Below are 18,460 nucleotides of genomic sequence, written 5' to 3'. Positions count from 1 at the left end.
GCCGCTGGCAACGCTGGGCGTCCCCGGCAGCGGATGCGTACTTTACGGATTCGTCGGACGTTTGGCAAGCACTATCTTTAAAAAGATCCAGCGCCCTATAAAAAAGCGGCAGGCCTGCTTGATGGATATGCTCCATAACAAGAGACTGCCGCAAACCACCGAACACAGTACTGATAAAAACTTTTGGCGAATAACCAAAGCGTGCCTGCACACACTACATGCTAGATCTCAAAGCCCAGACCAAAATCTTCGCTGGAGATAGCCATTAAGCTGCCAGCACCGGCCTGGATCATCTGCGCATGCGCTTTCGTACGCGGCAGTAGCCGCTGATAGTAGAATCGCGCAGTATTCAGCTTGGCGACATAAAACGCCTTATCATCACCTTCAAGCGCCACAGATGCTTGTTTAGCCGCTCGCGCAAACAGATAAGCAAGCGCGACATAGCCGGAATACATCAGGTAGTCGACACTTGCCGCCCCAACTTCCTCACGATCCTGCATCGCTTTCATGCCAACCCCCATCGTAAGCTCACCCCACTCTGCGTTGAGCTTAGACAGCGGCGTAATAAACTCTTTAAGCGCCGGGTTATCAGCCTCGGCTTTACAGAATTTATGAATCTCTTTGGTAAAGACCTTGAGCGACTCCCCTTGGCTCATCAGCACTTTTCGCCCCAGCAGGTCGAGTGCCTGAATGCCGGTAGTACCTTCATAGAGCCGCGTAATACGTGCATCACGCACTAACTGCTCCATTCCCCACTCTTTAATAAAGCCGTGACCACCAAAAATTTGTACGCCTTCATTAGTACTCTCAAAACCAACTTCCGTTAAAAACGCTTTAACGATCGGCGTAAGCAGTCCCAGCAAGGTTTCAGCACGCTCTTTTTCTTCACCAAGCTGACCAAGCTCAACGGTGTCCAGCAACTGGGCAGCGTAAAGCACCAGCATGCGCCCACCTTCGGCAAACGCTTTTTGCGTTAGCAGCATCCGGCGCACATCCGGATGAACGATAATCGGGTCGGCAGGTTTTTCGGGCGCCTGCTTGCCTGACAAACCACGCATCTGTAGGCGGTCACGGGCGTAACTCAACGAATTTTGAAAACTGGCTTCAATGAGACCAAGCCCTTGGATACCCACGCCAAGGCGCGCAGCATTCATCATGGTAAACATGCACGCCAGCCCTTTATTAGGCGGCCCAACCAGATAACCAGTGGCACCATCAAAGTTCATAACGCACGTCGCGTTACCATGAATGCCCATTTTATGTTCCAGGGAGCCGCAGGTTACCCCATTGCGCTCACCGGGATTGCCATCTGCATCAGGTAAAAACTTAGGCACGACAAAGAGTGAAATACCTTTTGACCCTTCTGGCGCATCAGGCAGTTTGGCGAGCACCAGATGGACAATGTTTTCGGCCAAGTCATGCTCACCAGCGGAGATAAATATCTTGGTGCCGGTAATGGTATAAGCCTCTCCAGCAGCTGGCACGGCGCGAGTCTTGATTAACCCGAGATCGGTACCACAGTGAGGCTCTGTTAAGCACATGGTGCCCGTCCAAACGCCTTCCACCAGCTTGGTAAGATACGTCGCTTTCTGCTCATCGGTGCCATGATGGCGCAGCGCGTCAGCGGCACCATGAGAAAGCCCTGGATACATACCCCAAGCTAAATTGGTCGCGCAGATCATTTCCGAAAGCACCATAGCAAGCGAAGGCGGCAACCCTTGCCCACCGTGCTCGGGATCAGCCGCCAGACTTGGCCAACCGCCTTCTACGTACTGCTGGTACGCCTCCTTGAAGCCTTGAGGCGCTTTCACCTCACCTCCCTCTAGCACACAACCCTCTTCATCGCCGCTTTGATTAATTGGCAGGAGAACATCACGAGAAAAGCGCGCGCCCTCTTCCAGAATGGCGGCCACTACGTCGGGTGAAGCGTCATCACCTTCTGGCAATGCAGCGTAGTGAGCAGGATAATCAAGCATTTCGTCCATGACGAAACGCATATCACGCAGAGGGGCCTGATAACTTGGCATAGCACTTCTCCTAAACGGGGAATTGAAAGCAGCGCTGGATTTCAAAAAAACAGCTTTCAAACACATGTTTGAAAGCTAGCGCGCACCGCAAAGCGAGTCAAGCGAGCGTTTGAATTAAAGCCACATTAACGCTAGTCCTTTGGTCGAAGCATTGAGAATTGATCGGCTAAACGCAAAAAACTCGCCAGCCGAATTGCTGGCGAGTTGATGTCTAAGCAACGGATGCGCTTTCACTGCATCCGAATACCACCGTCCAACCGAATCACCTCACCATTAAGCATGGAATTAACAATGATATGCTCGGCTAGCTGGGCAAACTCCTCCGCCCTGCCTAGCCGCTTTGGAAAAGGAACGGAGGCGGCAAGCGCTTGGGCGGCTTCATCAGGTATGTCGCCCATCATCGGCGTTTCAAACACGCCCGGCGCAATCGCCATGACACGAATAGCATGCCGAGAAAGCTCTCTAGCGGCAGGCAAACTCATCCCCACTACGCCTGCTTTAGAGGCGCTGTAAGCGCACTGCCCCACCTGGCCATCGAAGGCGGCAATAGATGCCGTGTTAATAATCACGCCACGCTCGCCATCCTGATTGGGCGTGTTTTTTGCCATGGCCGCCGCTGCTAAGCGCATGACGTTGAAGGTGCCTACCAGATTGATATGGATTGTTTTGGCATAGGCATCTAGGTCAGCCGGATTACCCTCCCGATCCACTAGCTTGGCCACGCTAATCACGCCAGCACAGTGAATAACACCCGCGAGCCCTTTTTCTTCGCTCAATTTGGCAGCGACCTCGAACGCCTGCTGCATCTGCTCTGAAGAGGTAATATCGGCCGTACAGGCTTTTGCGCGCTCTCCTAGTTGGGCAGCATGACGGCGAATACTGTCGCTTACATCACACAGCACCACCTTGGCGCCAGCAGCCACCAACCGCTCAGCCGTTGCTGCGCCCAACCCAGACGCCGCCCCGGTAATTAAAAACGTGCTCTCCTTTATCTGCATAATGGCTCTCCCTGGATTGATTAATTGTTATGGCCGGTTTGTTCAACCGCTTGCGCACGTAGCTTGAAGCGTTGGATCTTGCCGCTAGGCGTTTTAGGCAGCTCCTCGACGAATTCAATGACCCGAGGGAACGCATGGGCAGATAGACGTTCACGCACCTGCTGGCGAATCGCCTCAGCCAGCTCATTGCTTGGCTCGTACCCTTCGCGAAGCACAATATAGGACTTGATCACCTCGCCGCGAATTTCATCAGGCTGCCCGACCGCCGCAGATTCCGCCACGGTAGGATGCATCATGACGCTATTCTCCACATCGGTAGGTCCTACCCGGTAGCCAGCGGTGGTAATGATGTCATCATCACGGCCTGCAAACTGGAACGAACCATCCTCATTACAGATCACTACATCGCCGGTCAGATAATAGCCTTTCACAAAGGGATTTTTCTCTTGCCACGTATACCCTTGGAAAAAATGCGCCGGCGAATGCTCAATATCCACGGCCAGTACGCCCGGCTCTCCCGCTGGCAACTCATTATACTCTGCATCCAGAATGGCCAGCCGATAGCCCGGCAAAGGTACGCCCATGCCACCTACATGCTTGGGGTGATCAAGGGTATGATGATTGTTGCAGGTCATGCCCGTTTCGGTTTGCCCGTAGTGGTCCATCACTGAACAGCCAAGCGATTTTTCGACCCAGTTGACCACTTCAGTATTTAACGGCTCGCCTGCCGAGCTGGCAGCGCGCAGCGATAACGTTTGATAGGCATCATCGAACAACCCTGACGCCTTCATTAAACGATAGGCCGTGGGGGCTGCCGCAAAATTGGTGATCCGGTGACGTTTCATAAAGTCAAGCGCCCCTTCGGCACTAAACCCGGCTTCGCAGAAATGCGTGGTCACACCTAACAGCAGCGGTCCGGTAATGGCGTAGTAAAGGCCATACGCCCACCCAGGGTCCGCCATATTCCAGAAGCAGTCATCATCACGCAGGTCAACGGCAAGTTCCATATACAGCGCAAAGGCGGTCATTGCCGAAAGCGGTACGGCCACACCCTTGGGCTTGCCCACGGTACCCGAGGTGAACATTTGCAAAAAAGGCTGGGTAGGATCAAGGCGAGGCGGCTGGGCCGTCATTGACACGTGCGCCAAGGCAGCCTGCCAATCCAGATCATTTGGATGTTCGCGGCTCGCCCCTCCCACCGTCAGTATTGACGGGCACTGACTCAAGCCGTCAAATTTATCGCGGTTGGCGTGATCGGTGATCACCAGTTTGGTATCTGCCCGGCCCAAACGGTAATCCACTGCATCAGGCCCAAAGGCTGTAAATAGCGGCTGATATACGCCTCCTATCCGCCAGGTAGCAAGCACAGCTATCAGCAACGCCTCTGACCGAGGCAGCATGCAGGCAATGCGGTCTCCCTCTTTTAGGCCTTGCGCTACCAACCAACCCGCCAGTTTGCCACTCTGTTCGTCCAGCTCGGCATACGTCAGGGTGTGCGTTACACCTTGGGTATCCTCATGAATCAGCGCCAGCACTTCTCCGCGCCCCGCTCGCACATGGCATCCACAGCACGCTTCAAAAGCATTGAGCTGGCCGTCCTGATGATCATCCAGACGGGCAACCATCTGGCCGATTGAGAAATGCTCAAGATAACCCGAATAATCGGGGAGTGGTGTCGCTGTCATGATGGCTCTCTTATGTTGTTGGTAATGAGCAGTCTTGCAACAGACGGGATAACGTTTTAAGTCATACGTACATTGCTTTCAGTTTACGTTAACGGAACCCCACAGATAACCTCAACGCTAAAAGCAATCCGCAGGAAGCGCAAGCTATCTACCGCGTTAAAGGGTTATACGTTGGTCGAGGAAATACACAGACGAGTCGCTGGCAGAAAGTGCCTATTTACTACTGCTAGAAAAAAGCATTGAGGACGCTGGCTGGTTGCTTAAAAAATAGCGCTTAGCGCGCCATGATCATCGCCACCAACTCATCCGCAAGGTCATCTGGCGTACGTGGGCCACCAGGGTCATACCAGCGCACGGTCCAGTTCAAGGCACCCAATATAAATCGCGAAACCAGAAAGCGATCCCCACGGATAAGCTTCGCTTCCAAAGCATCGTCTATAACCTGCACCCACAAAGCCTCATATGCATCGCGCAAATGGCTTAAGTGTGCGCTAGCGGCAGGGTCCAGGCGCCGCCATTCAAACAGGGCCACTACATGAGAATTGCGGTCGGTAAACAGCGTTTCCAGATGAGCACGTGCCATCGCCCGCAGCCGCGCTTCAGGGTCAGACGAGCAGCGCTCAATCGATTGACGAGCAATCATTAGCGCATTCTGCATTCCTTCCTCGATCACCGCAGCAAGGATTTCCTGTTTATCCTTGAAGTGATGAAACAGGCTGCCGGACTTGATCCCCATTTCCTGCGCCAGCATACGTACAGTGGTACGATCAAAGCCCTCTTGGACAAAGAGCTGAGCCGCTAAACGCGTCAATTCCTTGCGGCGCACAGATGCATTTATTACATTCATTTCACTCACACTAGCGCTTGCTTGGTTATCTACGAGAAAACCACAGCCCCGCCAACGGGTCAACGCATCGCTTACCGCCCAGCAGAATAATCACAATAAATCCTAAGGAGTTAGCTAATGAATACTGCAACCGATATCGTATTTCTATCCGCTGCACGCACCCCCATGGGAGGCATGATGGGCAACTTATCGAGCATGAGCGCCCCTGGACTGGGCGCGGTTGCTATTCGTGCAGCGGTTCAACGCGCGGGCATTGAGCCCGATGCCATTGATGAAGGCATTATGGGCTGCGTGCTTCCGGGGGGTGTCAAACAAGGCCCCGCTCGCCAAGCCATGCGTCAGGCCGGCATACCAGATGCGTGCGGCGCAATGACGATTAACAAGCTATGCGGTTCGGGCATGAAGGCCGCCATGCTCGCCCACGACGTGATTAAAGCGGGTAGCGGGCAAATTCTACTGGCGGGGGGCATGGAGTCCATGTCCAACGCCCCCTACGTGCTGACCAAAGCCCGCGGCGGTTATCGGTTAGGCCACGGCGAACTCAAAGACCACATGTTTCTGGATGGCCTTGAGGATGCTGAAACGGGCACATTAATGGGCGTTTTCGCTCAGGATATCGCTTCACGGCGAGGCTACACGCGGGAGCGTTTGGATGATTTTGCCATTGCCTCGCTCGAGCGCGCTATCGCTGCTTCCAACGGTGGGCAACTGGATGCTGAAATGGCGCCCGTCACCGTATCTACTCGCCAAGGCGACACGCTTATTGAACATGATGAACAACCGTTTCAAGCCAAACTCGACAAAATTCGCCATATGCGACCAGCCTTTTCTAAAGATGGCACCATCACCGCAGCAAATGCCAGCTCTATCTCCGATGGCGCTTCAGCGCTTATCGTGGCAAGCGCAGAAGCAGCCGAACGCCACGGCGTGAAGCCATTAGCCAGAATGCTGGGGCATGCAACCCACGCTCGCCACCCCAGCGAGTTTACGATTGCCCCAGTAGGCGCCATAGAAAGCCTGATGAAAAAGCTTGGCTGGAGCGTCGGCGACGTCGATTTATTTGAGATTAACGAAGCCTTTGCCGTGGTGACGCTAATGGCAATGGACAATCTGGGCTTACCTCACAGCAAGGTCAATATTTTTGGTGGCGCCTGCGCCCAAGGGCACCCTGTTGGCTCTACCGGTTCACGCATCATTGCCACGCTTATTCATGCCCTGCGTACTCAAGGCGGCAAGCGTGGCATTGCCAGCCTGTGTATTGGTGGCGGCGAGGCCACAGCGGTTGCCGTTGAGCTTATCGACTAACATAAACGACGCGGGGCCAACGCCTTACAGCGTTAGCCCCGCGCCTTCCTATCACTCACGCCAGGAAGTTGTTGCTTATCCAAACCGCCCGGTAATGTAGTCGTGAGTACGCTGATCCTGGGGGTTAGTGAATATCTGATCAGTGCTATCCACTTCGACCAAGTCGCCCATATGGAAAAACGCAGTGCGGTCTGCCACTCGAGCGGCCTGCTGCATATTGTGAGTAACCATGACGATGGTATAGCTCTCGCTTAACTCATCAATCAGCTGCTCCACTTTGGCCGTGGCAATGGGGTCAAGTGCAGAGCACGGCTCATCCATCAAAATGACATCCGGACTTACCGCTACCGCCCGTGCAATACACAAACGCTGCTGCTGACCACCTGACAACCCGGTACCTGGGTGATCAAGACGGTCTTTTACCTCTTCCCAAAGCCCTGCGCGGCGCAGGCTGCTTTCTACAATATCGTCAAGCTCGGCCTTACGCCGAGCCAAGCCGTGCAAGCGCGGCCCATATGCAATATTTTCGTAGATGGATTTCGGGAAGGGGTTCGGCTTTTGGAACACAATCCCCACCTGAGCGCGCAGCAATACTACATCACGGTTAGCCGCATAAATATCGTTTTGATCTAATGTAATCTTGCCTTCAACACGACAAATATCGATGGTGTCGTTCATGCGGTTTAAGCAGCGTAAAAATGTCGATTTACCGCAACCGGAAGGCCCAATAAAGGCCAGCACTTCGTTTTCGTAGATATCCAGGTCAATACCGTTAATTGCCTGAGAGTCTCCGTAAAACACCTTAACGGCTTCGGCACTCATTTTGACCTTGTCTTTCGCCTTGCTGGTGCGGCTTTCACCGCCCCCGACGCTAACCATGGGAGTTGTTGTCATCGGCTCTGTTGAAGTATTCACTTACCACCTCGTCTCGAATTTTTTACGCAACCAAATCGCCAATGCATTCAAGCTTAACATTAGTCCCAGCAATACAATGATGGCCGCAGACGTGCGTGCTTCGAAGAAATTACGCAGCTCATTGCCTTGCCATAGATAAATCTGTACTGGCAGCGCGGTTGATTGATCCAACGGTGTTGCTGGCACACTCGCGACAAACGCGTTCATACCGATCAGAAGCAAGGGCGCTGTTTCCCCCAATGCTTGAGCAACACCCAAAATAGAGCCTGTCAAAATACCGGGAAGCGCCAAGGGCAATACGTGGTGAAATACCGTCTGCACTCGCGATGCCCCGATCCCCAACGCCGCTTGACGAATAGAGGGCGGAATGGAGCGTAACGATGCCCGCGTAGCGATAATAATGGTCGGTAACGTCATCAACGTAAGCACCAGCCCCCCTACCAGCGGCGCTGAAATAGGCAATCTTAAATAGCCAATAAAGATAGATGCGCCCAGCAAACCAAACACAATGGAAGGAACCGCTGCCAGGTTATTGATATTGATTTCAATTAGATCGGTTAAGCGATTCTTGGGCGCAAACTCTTCCAGATAAATAGCGCTTGATACCCCTAACGGCACAGACAGCGCGATGACGATGATCATCATAAACAGCGAACCCATAAAGGCCCCGGCCAGTCCCGCTGATGCCAAAGAGCTGCGTGAGTCAGTATTTAAAAATAACGAGGTACTAAACGCGTTACGAATGACACCAGACGCTTCAAGCTGGTCAGCCCAGGCACGCGTTTGAGCACTTAGCTGTTGGCGTGCATCAGGTAAATCACGATCAATATTGCCTTTGACCCAGACATCCACGTTCGCACTCGCCAGCATCTTGAGTTCGACGGTTTGCCCCAACAGCGAAGGATCTTCAACAAACCGATCACGCAACGCATAGCGCTCGCCAGAGGTGACAAGCGCACGCAGATCACGTAACTGCGGCCCCTCTACCTCTACCCCCAACGCCTCTTCCAGAGCGTTATCAATTAAGGATTGCCAATTGGCCAGCCCTGCTTGTGTTTCCCACTGTAAAAAACGCTCTTCAAACTCAAACTGGCTCTCGCCACTAGCGCGTTCAGGTTTGGGCTCAAGCTGGATAATCTCAGGGTCGAAATACACATCCATGTACATGGTGGCTTGCCAAAACGCTGGCACACCACGCATCAGTATGCTGATAAACAGGATGGCGACCAGCACCATACCGGTAATAACGGCGGCAAGTCCCATCCGCCGAAAGCTGTTTTCTTTACGATGCCGTTTCGCCAGCGACTTTTCTATCGTCATCAGCCGGTGTTGCCGGCGCTGCTCAATCGTTATGGACATAGTCACTTACTCGTATTGCTGGCGATATTTACGCACGACAACCAGTGCGATGACGTTTAGGCCTAAGGTGATCACAAACAGGGTAAGACCAAGGGCAAACGCAACCAGTGACTGGGGGCTTGCAAAATCCATATCCCCGGTCAATTGGTTAACAATCGTTACGGTAATAGTCGATACCGCCTCGAAAGGGTTGGCATGCAGTACAGGGTTATTACCAGCGGCCAATACCACAATCATGGTTTCCCCAATCGCGCGGCTAGCTGCCAGCAAAAAAGCACCCACAATGCCGGGAAGCGCGGCGGGCAACACCACCTGCCGAATCGTTTCTGACTTGGTGGCGCCCAAACCCAGCGCACCATCCCTCAGCGACTTAGGCACTTGGGTAATAATGTCGTCAGACAGCGAGGAGACAAAAGGAATGATCATGATCCCCATGACCAGGCCCGCTGTTAGCGCGCTGGTTGTGCGAATATTAATGCCAATCAGATCACCAAAAGCGGAGAGAAAGGGGCCCACTACCATCAGCGCGAAAAAGCCATAAACAATGGTCGGGATACCCGCCAAAATCTCAATCACCGGCTTGGCCACATTGCGCAACCAGGGCGGCGCGTACTCTGCCATGTAGATTGCGGTCATTAACCCAACAGGAATCGCTACCAACAGTGCAATGCCACTGACCATTATGGTGCCCCAGAGGAGGGGTAATAAACCAAACTCCCCTTGGTCAGAGGTACCAGAGGTGCTAAATCGAGGGTTCCAGGTAGTGCCAAAAAAGAAGTCGGCGGGACTAATAAAACTAAAGAACCTCATTGCCTCGCCCAGCATGGAGAGCACAATGCCAATCGTTGTAAATATAGCGACAGCCGAGCTTGCGGCTAGCGCAAACATAATAACCCGTTCAACCTGGTTACGGGCGCGCCACTGGGGCGTGATACGCCGCCGTGCAATGACCAGGCCCGCCACAGATAGCACGGCGACTAATGCCACCAGGCTAAAATTTTCAAACGTTTGGAGCCTTGCCATATGTGCCGCAGCGGCCCACTCTTCAGGACTACCACCACCCGCTACGCCATGTTCGTTTGCCAAGGCAGTTACACGATCCAGAAACGTTTGCATTTCACGGTCGCTCATACTGGCAACCATGTCAGTAGGCAACTGCTGAATAACCAGCATGTCGATTAACTGAGGGGCTAAAAATGACCATAATAAAAATATAGCGAGTGCAGGCAAGCCGCACCAAAGCGCCACAAGCGTACCGTAATAGCCCGGCCGCGAATGCATTCGTACATCTTGAGTTGCCGCAACCGCACGGCTGCGCGTCAAGCCTAAATGGTATGCCAAGGCCATCAACACCAACAGCGTGGCTATCAAGGCAAAGTTGCTCATTATCTTTCCGCCTTTGACTTGCTACGTTTAAGCGCCAGCATCAACTGCATGATGCTGGCGCAAAAACAAACTTAATAAGGTACACCGAATCTGAAGCAGTGCCGCACTTAGTCGACGCTTACGACCGTACGGGATTCGAACTGCTCAAGCACTTGGCTACGCTCGCTCTCATCCATCGGGATCAGACCAGCGTCTTCCAGCGGGCTGCCATAGCCAGAGGTCATTTCGTTCAGGAAGAACTCCGTGTATTCCGCCAGGCCAGGAATCACGTCAATGTGCTCGCCTTTCACGTAGAAGAACAGCGGACGAGAAACCGGATACTCACCAGAGCCAATCGTTTCCAGGCTAGGTGTTACACCATCAACGGTCGCTACTTGCAAGCGGTCACGGTTTTGATCGTAGAAGCTAAGACCGAAGACACCTACTGCATCTTCCTGAGCATCCAGGCGTGCCAGGGTTTCGGTGTAATCGCCGGCAATTTCAACGATACGGCCATCGCCACGCAGGTTGATGCAAGCATCGCCTTCTACTTCAGCAACAGTGTCACAACCCGGGTGAACGACTTTCTCTTCAAAGACTTCACGCGTACCGTGGTTGGAAGCCGGGATAACCAGTACGATTTCCTGGTCAGGCAGGTTGCTGTCGATTTCAGACCAGCGGGTGTAGGGGTTATCAACCAGTTCGCCGTTTTGCGGCAGTTGAGCAGCAGCCGCTTTGAAAACATGCTCAGGCGTTAGTGCAAACTCGCCACGATCAAGGCGCGAGGCAAATACAATGCCGTCGTAGCCGAATTGGATTTCAATAATTTCGTTAACACCGTTTTCGGCACAGCTCTCAACCTCACCGCTACGAATTGAGCGAGAAGCGTTAGCGATATCGATGGTGTTTTCACCAACGCCCTGGCAGAACTGACGAAGGCCGCCACTTGAACCACCAGAACCAACTACCGGCGTATTAAACTGAGAATACGTATTACCAAACTCTTCAGCCACGATACCTGCAAACGGCAGTACAGTAGAAGAGCCCGCAATTTGGATTGTGTCGCGAGCCATGGCAGCGCTTGAAACACCTACCGCTAGACCGGCTACTACTGCAACACTTAGCGTATGCTTTTTCACGTCGTGTTCCCCTCTGGTTTGATATCCGGCCAGCTGATGCTTACCGGAAGAGTTGGCCTTCTGGCCTTTCACAAAGGAGAGTTTGCACACGTATCATTGCAGAAATATGACAATCTCTAAATCGTTAAATACGCAAAACGTCGTATAGCAAATGAGAACACTACGACAGGATAAAACGACTAGCGACTCTGTTCTGAATTGTCGGTCAGCATCCGCACGCCAATATTGCCCAACAATGACGCCCCCAGCATGGTCAATACCATGGGCCACAGGTGGGCGACTTCAAACGCCCCGACCAACACCCCGGCAAGCGCGCCACAGCTAAACTGGATGCCACCCAGCAACGCCGTTGCGGTCGCACTGATATGCCCAAAGTGATCCAGCAGTGACGAGATGGCATTCGGAGTGATCAAGCCAATCATGCCAGTAAATACCATCACCAGAGGCACAACGGTATATAGCGTGACCATATCCAGCGCTGTAACGATCACCAAGCCCAAGCCCGCGATCATCTGGATCATTAACCCCAAGCGCAGGTTTTGTTGGGGTGTGCGTTGACGCAGCATATAAATATTAACGCGGTTGGAGAGCGCAATAACAACGACGTTAACCCCGAAAATCAGCGGATACATCCCCGGAGAGAGACCAAAATAATCAAGATAGACAAAGGGCGATGCTGTTACAAAGGCGAAAAGACCGGCAAAAGAGGCGGCCACTGCACAGATATACCCCATGCCTTCTTTATGCCGCAGCACGCTTACATAATTGCCGAGCACCTGACGAGGCGACGCTGCAGGCAGTGTCATATCACGGGTTTCGGGTAACCGCGTCCCCAGCAGCCAAAGCAAAAAACCGGCATATGCCGCAAGAAAAACAAAAATCAGCCACCAGCCTGCCACATGCAGCAGCATACTCCCCACCGCCGGTGCCACCAGGGGAGCCAACATCATGATCATGGCCATGGTCGACATCACTTTGGCAGCCTCTCGGCCGCTAAAGCAGTCGCGTACAATGGCGGCAGAGTTAACCACGCAGGCTCCGCCACCCAGCGCCTGGATAAATCGCCAAAACAAAAGCGAGTTGAGGCTATCAGCCGTGGTAATCATCAGGCTTGCCAGCATAAATACGACTAAACCACCCATGAGTACCGGCTTGCGTCCTATCCGGTCAGATAGCGGTCCAAAGACAAGTTGACCAATGGCAAAACCAAACAGGAACACACTAATCGAAAGCTCCGCGTGATGAATGCTGGCATTAACAGATTCCGCTAACACACCAATCGCAGGCAAATAGGCGTCAATCGCAAAAGGGGCAAGCGCTGTGTTGGCAGCAACCAACAAAGCAACCCGTCGTGGGTTAAGTTCCATAGGACTCCCTGAATTAATTAGCCACCATCAAGCACGGCAGCAATCGATAGGCCGCTAATAGTAACGCGGTGATGAAAATTAAGCACCGCAGCCCCGAAAAACTGAAACATAAACTGCTTAGCCTAGGATTCATAAGCCTTTTCCAAGACCAACTCATGGAAGCACTATGAATTTTAGAGCGCTGAAAAATATCCCACTACGCTGGCTAAGCCTATCCGCCTTACTGCTTGTCGCACTGTGTGTGCTCATGTTTGCCCTACTGACATGGAAAATGATGCAGCAGAGCCAGAACGATTTAGCGCTTCTTGAACAGGTTAATGTTCAACAGTCGTCATCGCTAAACCGGCTTCATATAGCGGGCCTTGAGGGATTGCACCGTTTGGACAGAGCGCTTGAACGCCAATTGCGCCCCTCGCTAGGAGACCCGACAGAGGCGCTTCAAGCGGTCGAAAATGAGCTCTCTGAAATGGCAGTAGCGCTGGCAACGTTTTTGGAAGCAACCGCTGAAACACCTCACCCGACACTTCGAGACGCTATTGAGCAGCAGGCAACAGCGCTTATTGGCACGATGAATGAACAATTAAACGCCGTTCAGACAGGTGACCGCGGCGGCTACCGGCAATTGACGCTTGATGCGTTAGCACATAGCCAAGCCCTAACCGAAGAGGCACGTAGCTTTTATCAACTGGCTGACCGTCAGGGTACAGAGCTAATGACTAACGCTCAACGCCGCGGTCAGTTGATTGGTCAATTGCTGTCAGGAGGCATTGCTATTGCCTTGGCACTGCTAGGTTTAATGGCCTGGATTGGGCAGCGTCATGTTCTATTACCTATTAACCGCTTGGTCGCACACTTTCGTACAATGGCCGAGGGTGATTTAAGCGTTAAGGTCCCGGCTCAAGGCAATAATGAAATAGGCCAGCTCTACCAAGAGCTGGATAATATGCAGCGTGCACTCATTGAAACCGTTTCAGAGCTTCATAGTAATAGCCGCCATATTTTCGATAGCGCTCAACGCCTGGCGCTAGGCAATGAAGACCTTGCTATCCGAACGCGCCAGCAAAACGCATCCCACGAAACGACCGCGGCTAACCTGGATGAGCTGACAGAGAACGTTGCCACCACCGCTGGTTTTGCCGCCGATGCAACCCAACTAACGTCTACGGCGGCATCACAAACCCAAGATGGTAGCCAGATAATGACCAACTTCCTGACCACCATGGAGGAGATTCACGCACGCTCAAAAGAAGTCGATGAGATTGTTAATGTTATTGACTCCATCGCTTTTCAAACCAATATTCTTGCGTTAAACGCCTCTGTAGAGGCCGCTCGCGCTGGCGAACAAGGCCGAGGCTTTGCCGTCGTGGCGGGCGAAGTACGCCAACTAGCCTCACGCAGCGCTGAAGCTGCGCGCCAAATCCAAACCTTGCTTGCCACATCAGGCAACAGTATTGAGCGTGGCCATACCTTATCCAATAAGGCCAGCCACGGCATGAACGCGATTGTTGAAACGACCGAACAAGCCAATAGCATCATGCTTCAGATCGCTGATGCGGCTAATGAGCAGCACCGCCACATTGAACATCTGAATTCAACACTGCACGAACAGACCCAGGTGAATCGAGCCAATACCAAGCAGGTTGAAGCTACTGCCCAGGATGCAATGTCGCTTGAAGCCGCTGCAGAAAGGATGCGTGAACAGGCCGCGCGCTTTAAAGTCGGAGAGATATCCAGCGATGATTTTATTTGGCAGGCCTCTCCGCCAACACCTGACTTATCCAATACCCCCACATCGGATAATATTCAGCGAGCGCCTGCCTTGCTACAGTAAAGGACTAACGACGCAAGGAGTAATGAATGGCCACTAGCCTGCTAACACAGCTTAAAGAAATGACCTCGGTAGTCGCCGATACCGGCGACCTTGAAGCCATCCGACGTTTTGCGCCACAAGATGCAACGACGAACCCTTCACTCATCCTACAAGCCGCTCAGCAAGAGCAGCGCCGCGCCCACTTGGCCGCTATTGCCAAGGAAAGCAAGGATATTGATGATGCGGTTGACCGCGTGGCTGTCGAGATTGGCAGTGAAATTAGTGAACTGGTGCCCGGCTACGTATCCACCGAAGTAAGCGCTCGGCTTTCATTCGACCGTGATGCCACTATTGCGCGCGCGCATTCACTGATCGAGCGGTACGCCCAAAAGGGCGTGGGCCATGAGCGCATATTAATCAAGATGGCCTCCACTTGGGAGGGTATTCAGGCAGCGCAACAGCTTGAGCGTGAAGGCATCCGCACCAACCTCACGCTGCTGTTTGGTTTTGCTCAGGCTCAAGCATGTGCCGATGCAGGCGTCACTTTGATTTCGCCGTTTGTCGGGCGCATCCTCGATTGGCATAAATCTCGTCAGCCTGAAGCCGATTTTAACGGTAACAATGACCCAGGCGTACAGTCTGTCAAACAGATTTACAGCTACTACAAGGGCCATAACTACCCCACCATCGTAATGGGCGCAAGCTTTCGTAATATCGGCGAGATTGTATCTCTGGCAGGCTGTGACCGTCTGACCATTTCGCCCAAGTTGCTTACCGAGTTGGATGAACAGCAGGGTGAACTAACTCGCCAGCTAACGCCGATGGGCGCGAGTAGCTCAGCGGACGAGCCATTAACGCAAAGCGATTTCCGCTGGGCCATGAATGAAGATGAAATGGCGTCTGATAAACTAGCGGAAGGTATTCGCAAGTTTATGGCCGACCAGCGTGAGCTGGAAACATTACTCGGCACACTGCGAAAGTCATAAGTTATTAAATTGCGCCACGCTTAAACGACACCCCCCCACAAAAGTGGGGGGGTGCCAGTCGTCAGGGCCTCCCTTTCTTTATCAGGGAGGCTTTTTTTAATGGTGGGCTTCTGTATTCTGCGCCTCCAACATCTCAACCAACGGTTGGAACTGCTCGCGATTATGCTCATTCATGTGCATTAAAATACGATGCGCTTCAAGAATTCGCTCGCGCAGCCCATCTTCATCCGCAGGCTCTTCTGGCAGTTCAACAAGCGCATCGCTAAGCGCTGGCGGCTGTTGAAGCGGCGCCTCCATCAATGTAAAAAAACGCGCAAAGCCCATAACATCGAGCATTTTACGAACATCAGGATTATCCGCAATGATAGTAGGCGGGTGGGCCAAGCGCCCTTTTACAGCCATCGCCACCTTTGCAAGAAAACCCAATGCCGTTGAATCGACATTGGTCGCTTCACGCAAGTCAATCATTACCGCACGTAACCCAGGCGTTTCAGCCAGATGTTGTGCCTGGGTATCCAGCGTGGCACAAAGCGTTAACCGCACATCGCCACAGAGTTTTAAGACAAAAACACCGGAGTCGAACGCCGCTTTAATACGGCCTTCATCAATCAGCATGACCAAATCCGCTCACCATCATGATTGTTAGATCATCGGGTAAAGCACCGCGTTCCTGGTTCGCCTCACCCGTCTCCCCTGCTGCCAGCAGGACACTTGTTTTGGCTAGCCGTTCGCGCAACTGCTCAAGCGTGACACTTTCGCTTACTAATTGCTCAAGCTCCTTGAGCCGCGTGTCGAGCGTTTTACCCGGCAAGCATTCCAATACACCATCTGAACACAGCCATAATCGAAATTCGGCCGACAAGGCACAGCTCAGCGAAGGATACTCTATATCGGGGAAAAGGCCTACTGGCATCCCCTCTCCTTCAAGCCGAGAGAGCTTACTGCCCGCAACCAAAAAAGGCATCGGCAGCTGTGCACCGAGCGAATAGTGAAGAGTATGAGAGTGATGGTCAATAACACCTACAAACAACGTTGCATGTTTACCGATATCGGTCCCCTGCAACTCTCGATTCATAGCGGCCAACCAGTCCGGCGCCAAGCACTCAGGTTTGCGGCCGTCCCACTCATTCAGCCAACGGTTGCATAAATACTTTAATAGCACGGTCACAAACGCCGAGGATGCGCCGTGCCCAGAAACGTCTGCAAAATAAAACGCACTGTAACGGTCGTTGTAACGCTGATAATCCAGAAAGTCGCCGGATAGATAAAGCGAGGGCGCAAACCAATAATCATAGTAAACGCCGTTCACCACCTTGGGGCGAGCAGGCAATAACCGACGCTGAATATGCCCCCCACTTTGCTGGTCCATGCGCAGCAGCGCCAGATGTGTCTCCAGGCTCTCGTTTAATTCAGCGAGTCTTTCTCTATCACGGTCTCGCTCGATAGCTAACTCATTGAGCTCAATAGCCTTACGAATCATTCGTCGCAGCAGTTCAGCATGGCGTAGAGGATGAACGATATAGTCCACCAACCCTACGTCAACCGCCTTGATCAGGTCCGCATCCTGACGTGAGTCGCTCACCACCAACGTGGGTAAGCGACGCGTCAACTGCGACCACTGCTGCTGAGGCACCGAATGCGCATGCGCAACAATCAAAGCGGTTTCTGCTGGAAGATAGTCGATATTATCTGCAGCATATACGCCCATACCGTCACACGTGATGGCTTCTGCCAGCGCATCGCGCTCCGGACCGGGCGCGTCAATTACCGCAACCAGTTGCCTGGAATGATCCATATCAAGCCTCAATCGGCGAAATCGTCGTCACTAACATCGCTGTCGTCGAAATCACTGTCATTGAAATCGCTGTCGTTAAAGTCAAAATCATCCATTGCAAACGGGTCATCGCCTAACTCGCCGTCACTAATTTCAAACTGGCGGCTCTGCAAATAAGCGTCGCGCACAAAGCTGTAGCGATCACCACTAATCAAGTTTTCCCGATCTAGTAACGCGGCGCGTCGATCAATAATATTGAGCGCGCTTAATGCAAGCTCGGTGGTGTTATCATCCACGTAAACGATGGGATAGGTCATGATATCAGCAGGCCGACCCGTAGCATCACGTAACGTACTGGGTCCCAAAAACGGCAAGACAAGGTAGCGTGAGTCATCCCACCCCCAAGCCGCCAGCGTTTGCCCGAAATCCTCGTCGCTTGCGTTAATCTCCATCAACGTCGCGTAATCAAGCAACCCACCGATACCCACCGTCGTGTTGATCAAAAAACGGGATGTTGCCAACCCAGCGTTCGCCGGTTTTCCTTGAAGAAGACTATTTATGACCGTACGAATTTCTCCAAGGTTGGAGAAAAAATTGCTGACACCGGTTTGTACAGGGCTAGGCGTAATCGTGCGATACCCTTGGGCTACCGGCTTCAACGTATACTGATCAACGACATCGTTAAAGGCAAAAACGCGGCGATTAAAGCCCTCCCACGGATCATCCGGATTCGCATCTTGAGCCATTTGCGTGCTGGCACAACCGCTAGCCGCCATGGTGATAAGCAGCACAGCTGGTAGAGCTGCGTTACGCAGTGAAAAAGTGGGGGCTTGCCTGGCTAACAACCGCAGCATGGTTATTCCTCTTCAAAAACTAACGTACT

16 protein-coding genes are annotated in these 18,460 nt (G+C 52.7%); 3 read left to right on the top strand and 13 right to left on the bottom strand.

Annotated elements, in window-relative coordinates:
• From ACT3T7_RS16020 to ACT3T7_RS16000, 5 genes are all read right to left on the bottom strand, one after another.
• Positions 1-211, bottom strand: a 211-nt coding sequence (locus ACT3T7_RS16020; RefSeq protein WP_444631550.1) for a hypothetical protein, incomplete at its 3' end; no start/stop codon positions are given.
• Positions 212-221: 10 nt separating this feature from the next.
• Complete coding sequence (locus tag ACT3T7_RS16015) at positions 222-2,027, bottom strand: acyl-CoA dehydrogenase C-terminal domain-containing protein (RefSeq protein ID WP_444631549.1); 1,806 nt, start codon at positions 2,025-2,027, stop codon at positions 222-224.
• Positions 2,028-2,257: 230 nt separating this feature from the next.
• Positions 2,258-3,025 (bottom strand): SDR family NAD(P)-dependent oxidoreductase, encoded by a 768-nt coding sequence (locus ACT3T7_RS16010; protein ID WP_172117046.1) that lies wholly within the window; start codon positions 3,023-3,025, stop codon positions 2,258-2,260.
• A 20-nt stretch (positions 3,026-3,045) separates the two neighbouring features.
• Positions 3,046-4,710 carry an AMP-binding protein gene (locus ACT3T7_RS16005; RefSeq protein ID WP_444631548.1) on the bottom strand — a complete coding sequence of 555 codons (1,665 nt, stop codon included), beginning with the start codon at positions 4,708-4,710 and terminating at the stop codon, positions 3,046-3,048.
• Positions 4,711-4,984: 274 nt separating this feature from the next.
• On the bottom strand, positions 4,985-5,557 hold the full coding sequence (locus ACT3T7_RS16000; RefSeq protein ID WP_172117048.1) for a TetR/AcrR family transcriptional regulator: 573 nt from the start codon (positions 5,555-5,557) through the stop codon (positions 4,985-4,987).
• 117 nt (positions 5,558-5,674) lie between these two features.
• On the opposite strand from ACT3T7_RS16000, the gene ACT3T7_RS15995 reads away from it, so the two are divergent.
• The gene (locus ACT3T7_RS15995) at positions 5,675-6,862 is read left to right on the top strand and encodes an acetyl-CoA C-acyltransferase (protein WP_444631547.1); all 1,188 of its coding nucleotides are present in this window, start codon (positions 5,675-5,677) and stop codon (positions 6,860-6,862) included.
• A 75-nt stretch (positions 6,863-6,937) separates the two neighbouring features.
• On the opposite strand, the gene pstB is transcribed toward ACT3T7_RS15995, so the two are convergent.
• The 5 genes from pstB to ACT3T7_RS15970 form a co-directional block, all read right to left on the bottom strand.
• Positions 6,938-7,741: a phosphate ABC transporter ATP-binding protein PstB gene (pstB, locus tag ACT3T7_RS15990; protein WP_444631552.1), complete on the bottom strand. Its 804-nt coding sequence runs from the start codon at positions 7,739-7,741 to the stop codon at positions 6,938-6,940.
• A gap of 36 nt (positions 7,742-7,777) precedes the next feature.
• The gene (gene pstA, locus ACT3T7_RS15985) at positions 7,778-9,136 is read right to left on the bottom strand and encodes a phosphate ABC transporter permease PstA (protein WP_444631546.1); all 1,359 of its coding nucleotides are present in this window, start codon (positions 9,134-9,136) and stop codon (positions 7,778-7,780) included.
• Positions 9,137-9,142: 6 nt separating this feature from the next.
• Positions 9,143-10,522, bottom strand: a complete 1,380-nt coding sequence (gene pstC / locus ACT3T7_RS15980; protein WP_444631545.1) for a phosphate ABC transporter permease subunit PstC — start codon at positions 10,520-10,522, stop codon at positions 9,143-9,145.
• 107 nt (positions 10,523-10,629) lie between these two features.
• A complete protein-coding gene (locus tag ACT3T7_RS15975; RefSeq protein ID WP_172117052.1) occupies positions 10,630-11,640 on the bottom strand; it encodes a substrate-binding domain-containing protein in 1,011 nt (336 codons plus the stop codon).
• 179 nt (positions 11,641-11,819) lie between these two features.
• Positions 11,820-13,007, bottom strand: coding sequence for a multidrug effflux MFS transporter (locus ACT3T7_RS15970; protein ID WP_444631544.1), 1,188 nt, complete (start codon positions 13,005-13,007; stop codon positions 11,820-11,822).
• Positions 13,008-13,173: 166 nt separating this feature from the next.
• On the opposite strand from ACT3T7_RS15970, the gene ACT3T7_RS15965 reads away from it, so the two are divergent.
• Both ACT3T7_RS15965 and tal read left to right on the top strand, forming a co-directional pair.
• On the top strand, positions 13,174-14,838 hold the full coding sequence (locus ACT3T7_RS15965; RefSeq protein ID WP_444631543.1) for a methyl-accepting chemotaxis protein: 1,665 nt from the start codon (positions 13,174-13,176) through the stop codon (positions 14,836-14,838).
• Positions 14,839-14,864: 26 nt separating this feature from the next.
• Positions 14,865-15,803, top strand: a complete 939-nt coding sequence (tal, locus tag ACT3T7_RS15960; RefSeq protein ID WP_444631542.1) for a transaldolase — start codon at positions 14,865-14,867, stop codon at positions 15,801-15,803.
• Positions 15,804-15,899: 96 nt separating this feature from the next.
• On the opposite strand, the gene ACT3T7_RS15955 is transcribed toward tal, so the two are convergent.
• The 3 genes from ACT3T7_RS15955 to ACT3T7_RS15945 are packed head-to-tail and all read right to left on the bottom strand — an operon-like array spanning position 15,900 to position 18,431.
• Positions 15,900-16,418, bottom strand: coding sequence for an STAS domain-containing protein (locus tag ACT3T7_RS15955; protein WP_444631541.1), 519 nt, complete (start codon positions 16,416-16,418; stop codon positions 15,900-15,902).
• The gene (locus ACT3T7_RS15950; RefSeq protein ID WP_444631540.1) at positions 16,408-17,598 is read right to left on the bottom strand and encodes a PP2C family protein-serine/threonine phosphatase; all 1,191 of its coding nucleotides are present in this window, start codon (positions 17,596-17,598) and stop codon (positions 16,408-16,410) included. Before ACT3T7_RS15950 ends, ACT3T7_RS15955 begins: the two co-directional genes overlap by 11 nt.
• Before the next feature lie 8 nt (positions 17,599-17,606).
• Positions 17,607-18,431, bottom strand: coding sequence for an MlaA family lipoprotein (locus ACT3T7_RS15945; RefSeq protein ID WP_444631539.1), 825 nt, complete (start codon positions 18,429-18,431; stop codon positions 17,607-17,609).
• Positions 18,432-18,460 lie beyond the last annotated feature (29 nt).

This window comes from Halomonas sp. 111 (assembly GCF_052379685.1).
Taxonomy (GTDB): Bacteria; Pseudomonadota; Gammaproteobacteria; order Pseudomonadales; family Halomonadaceae; genus Vreelandella; species Vreelandella citrativorans.
Note: the sequence above shows the minus strand (reverse complement) of the source record. Positions and strands in the feature narration are given on the sequence as shown.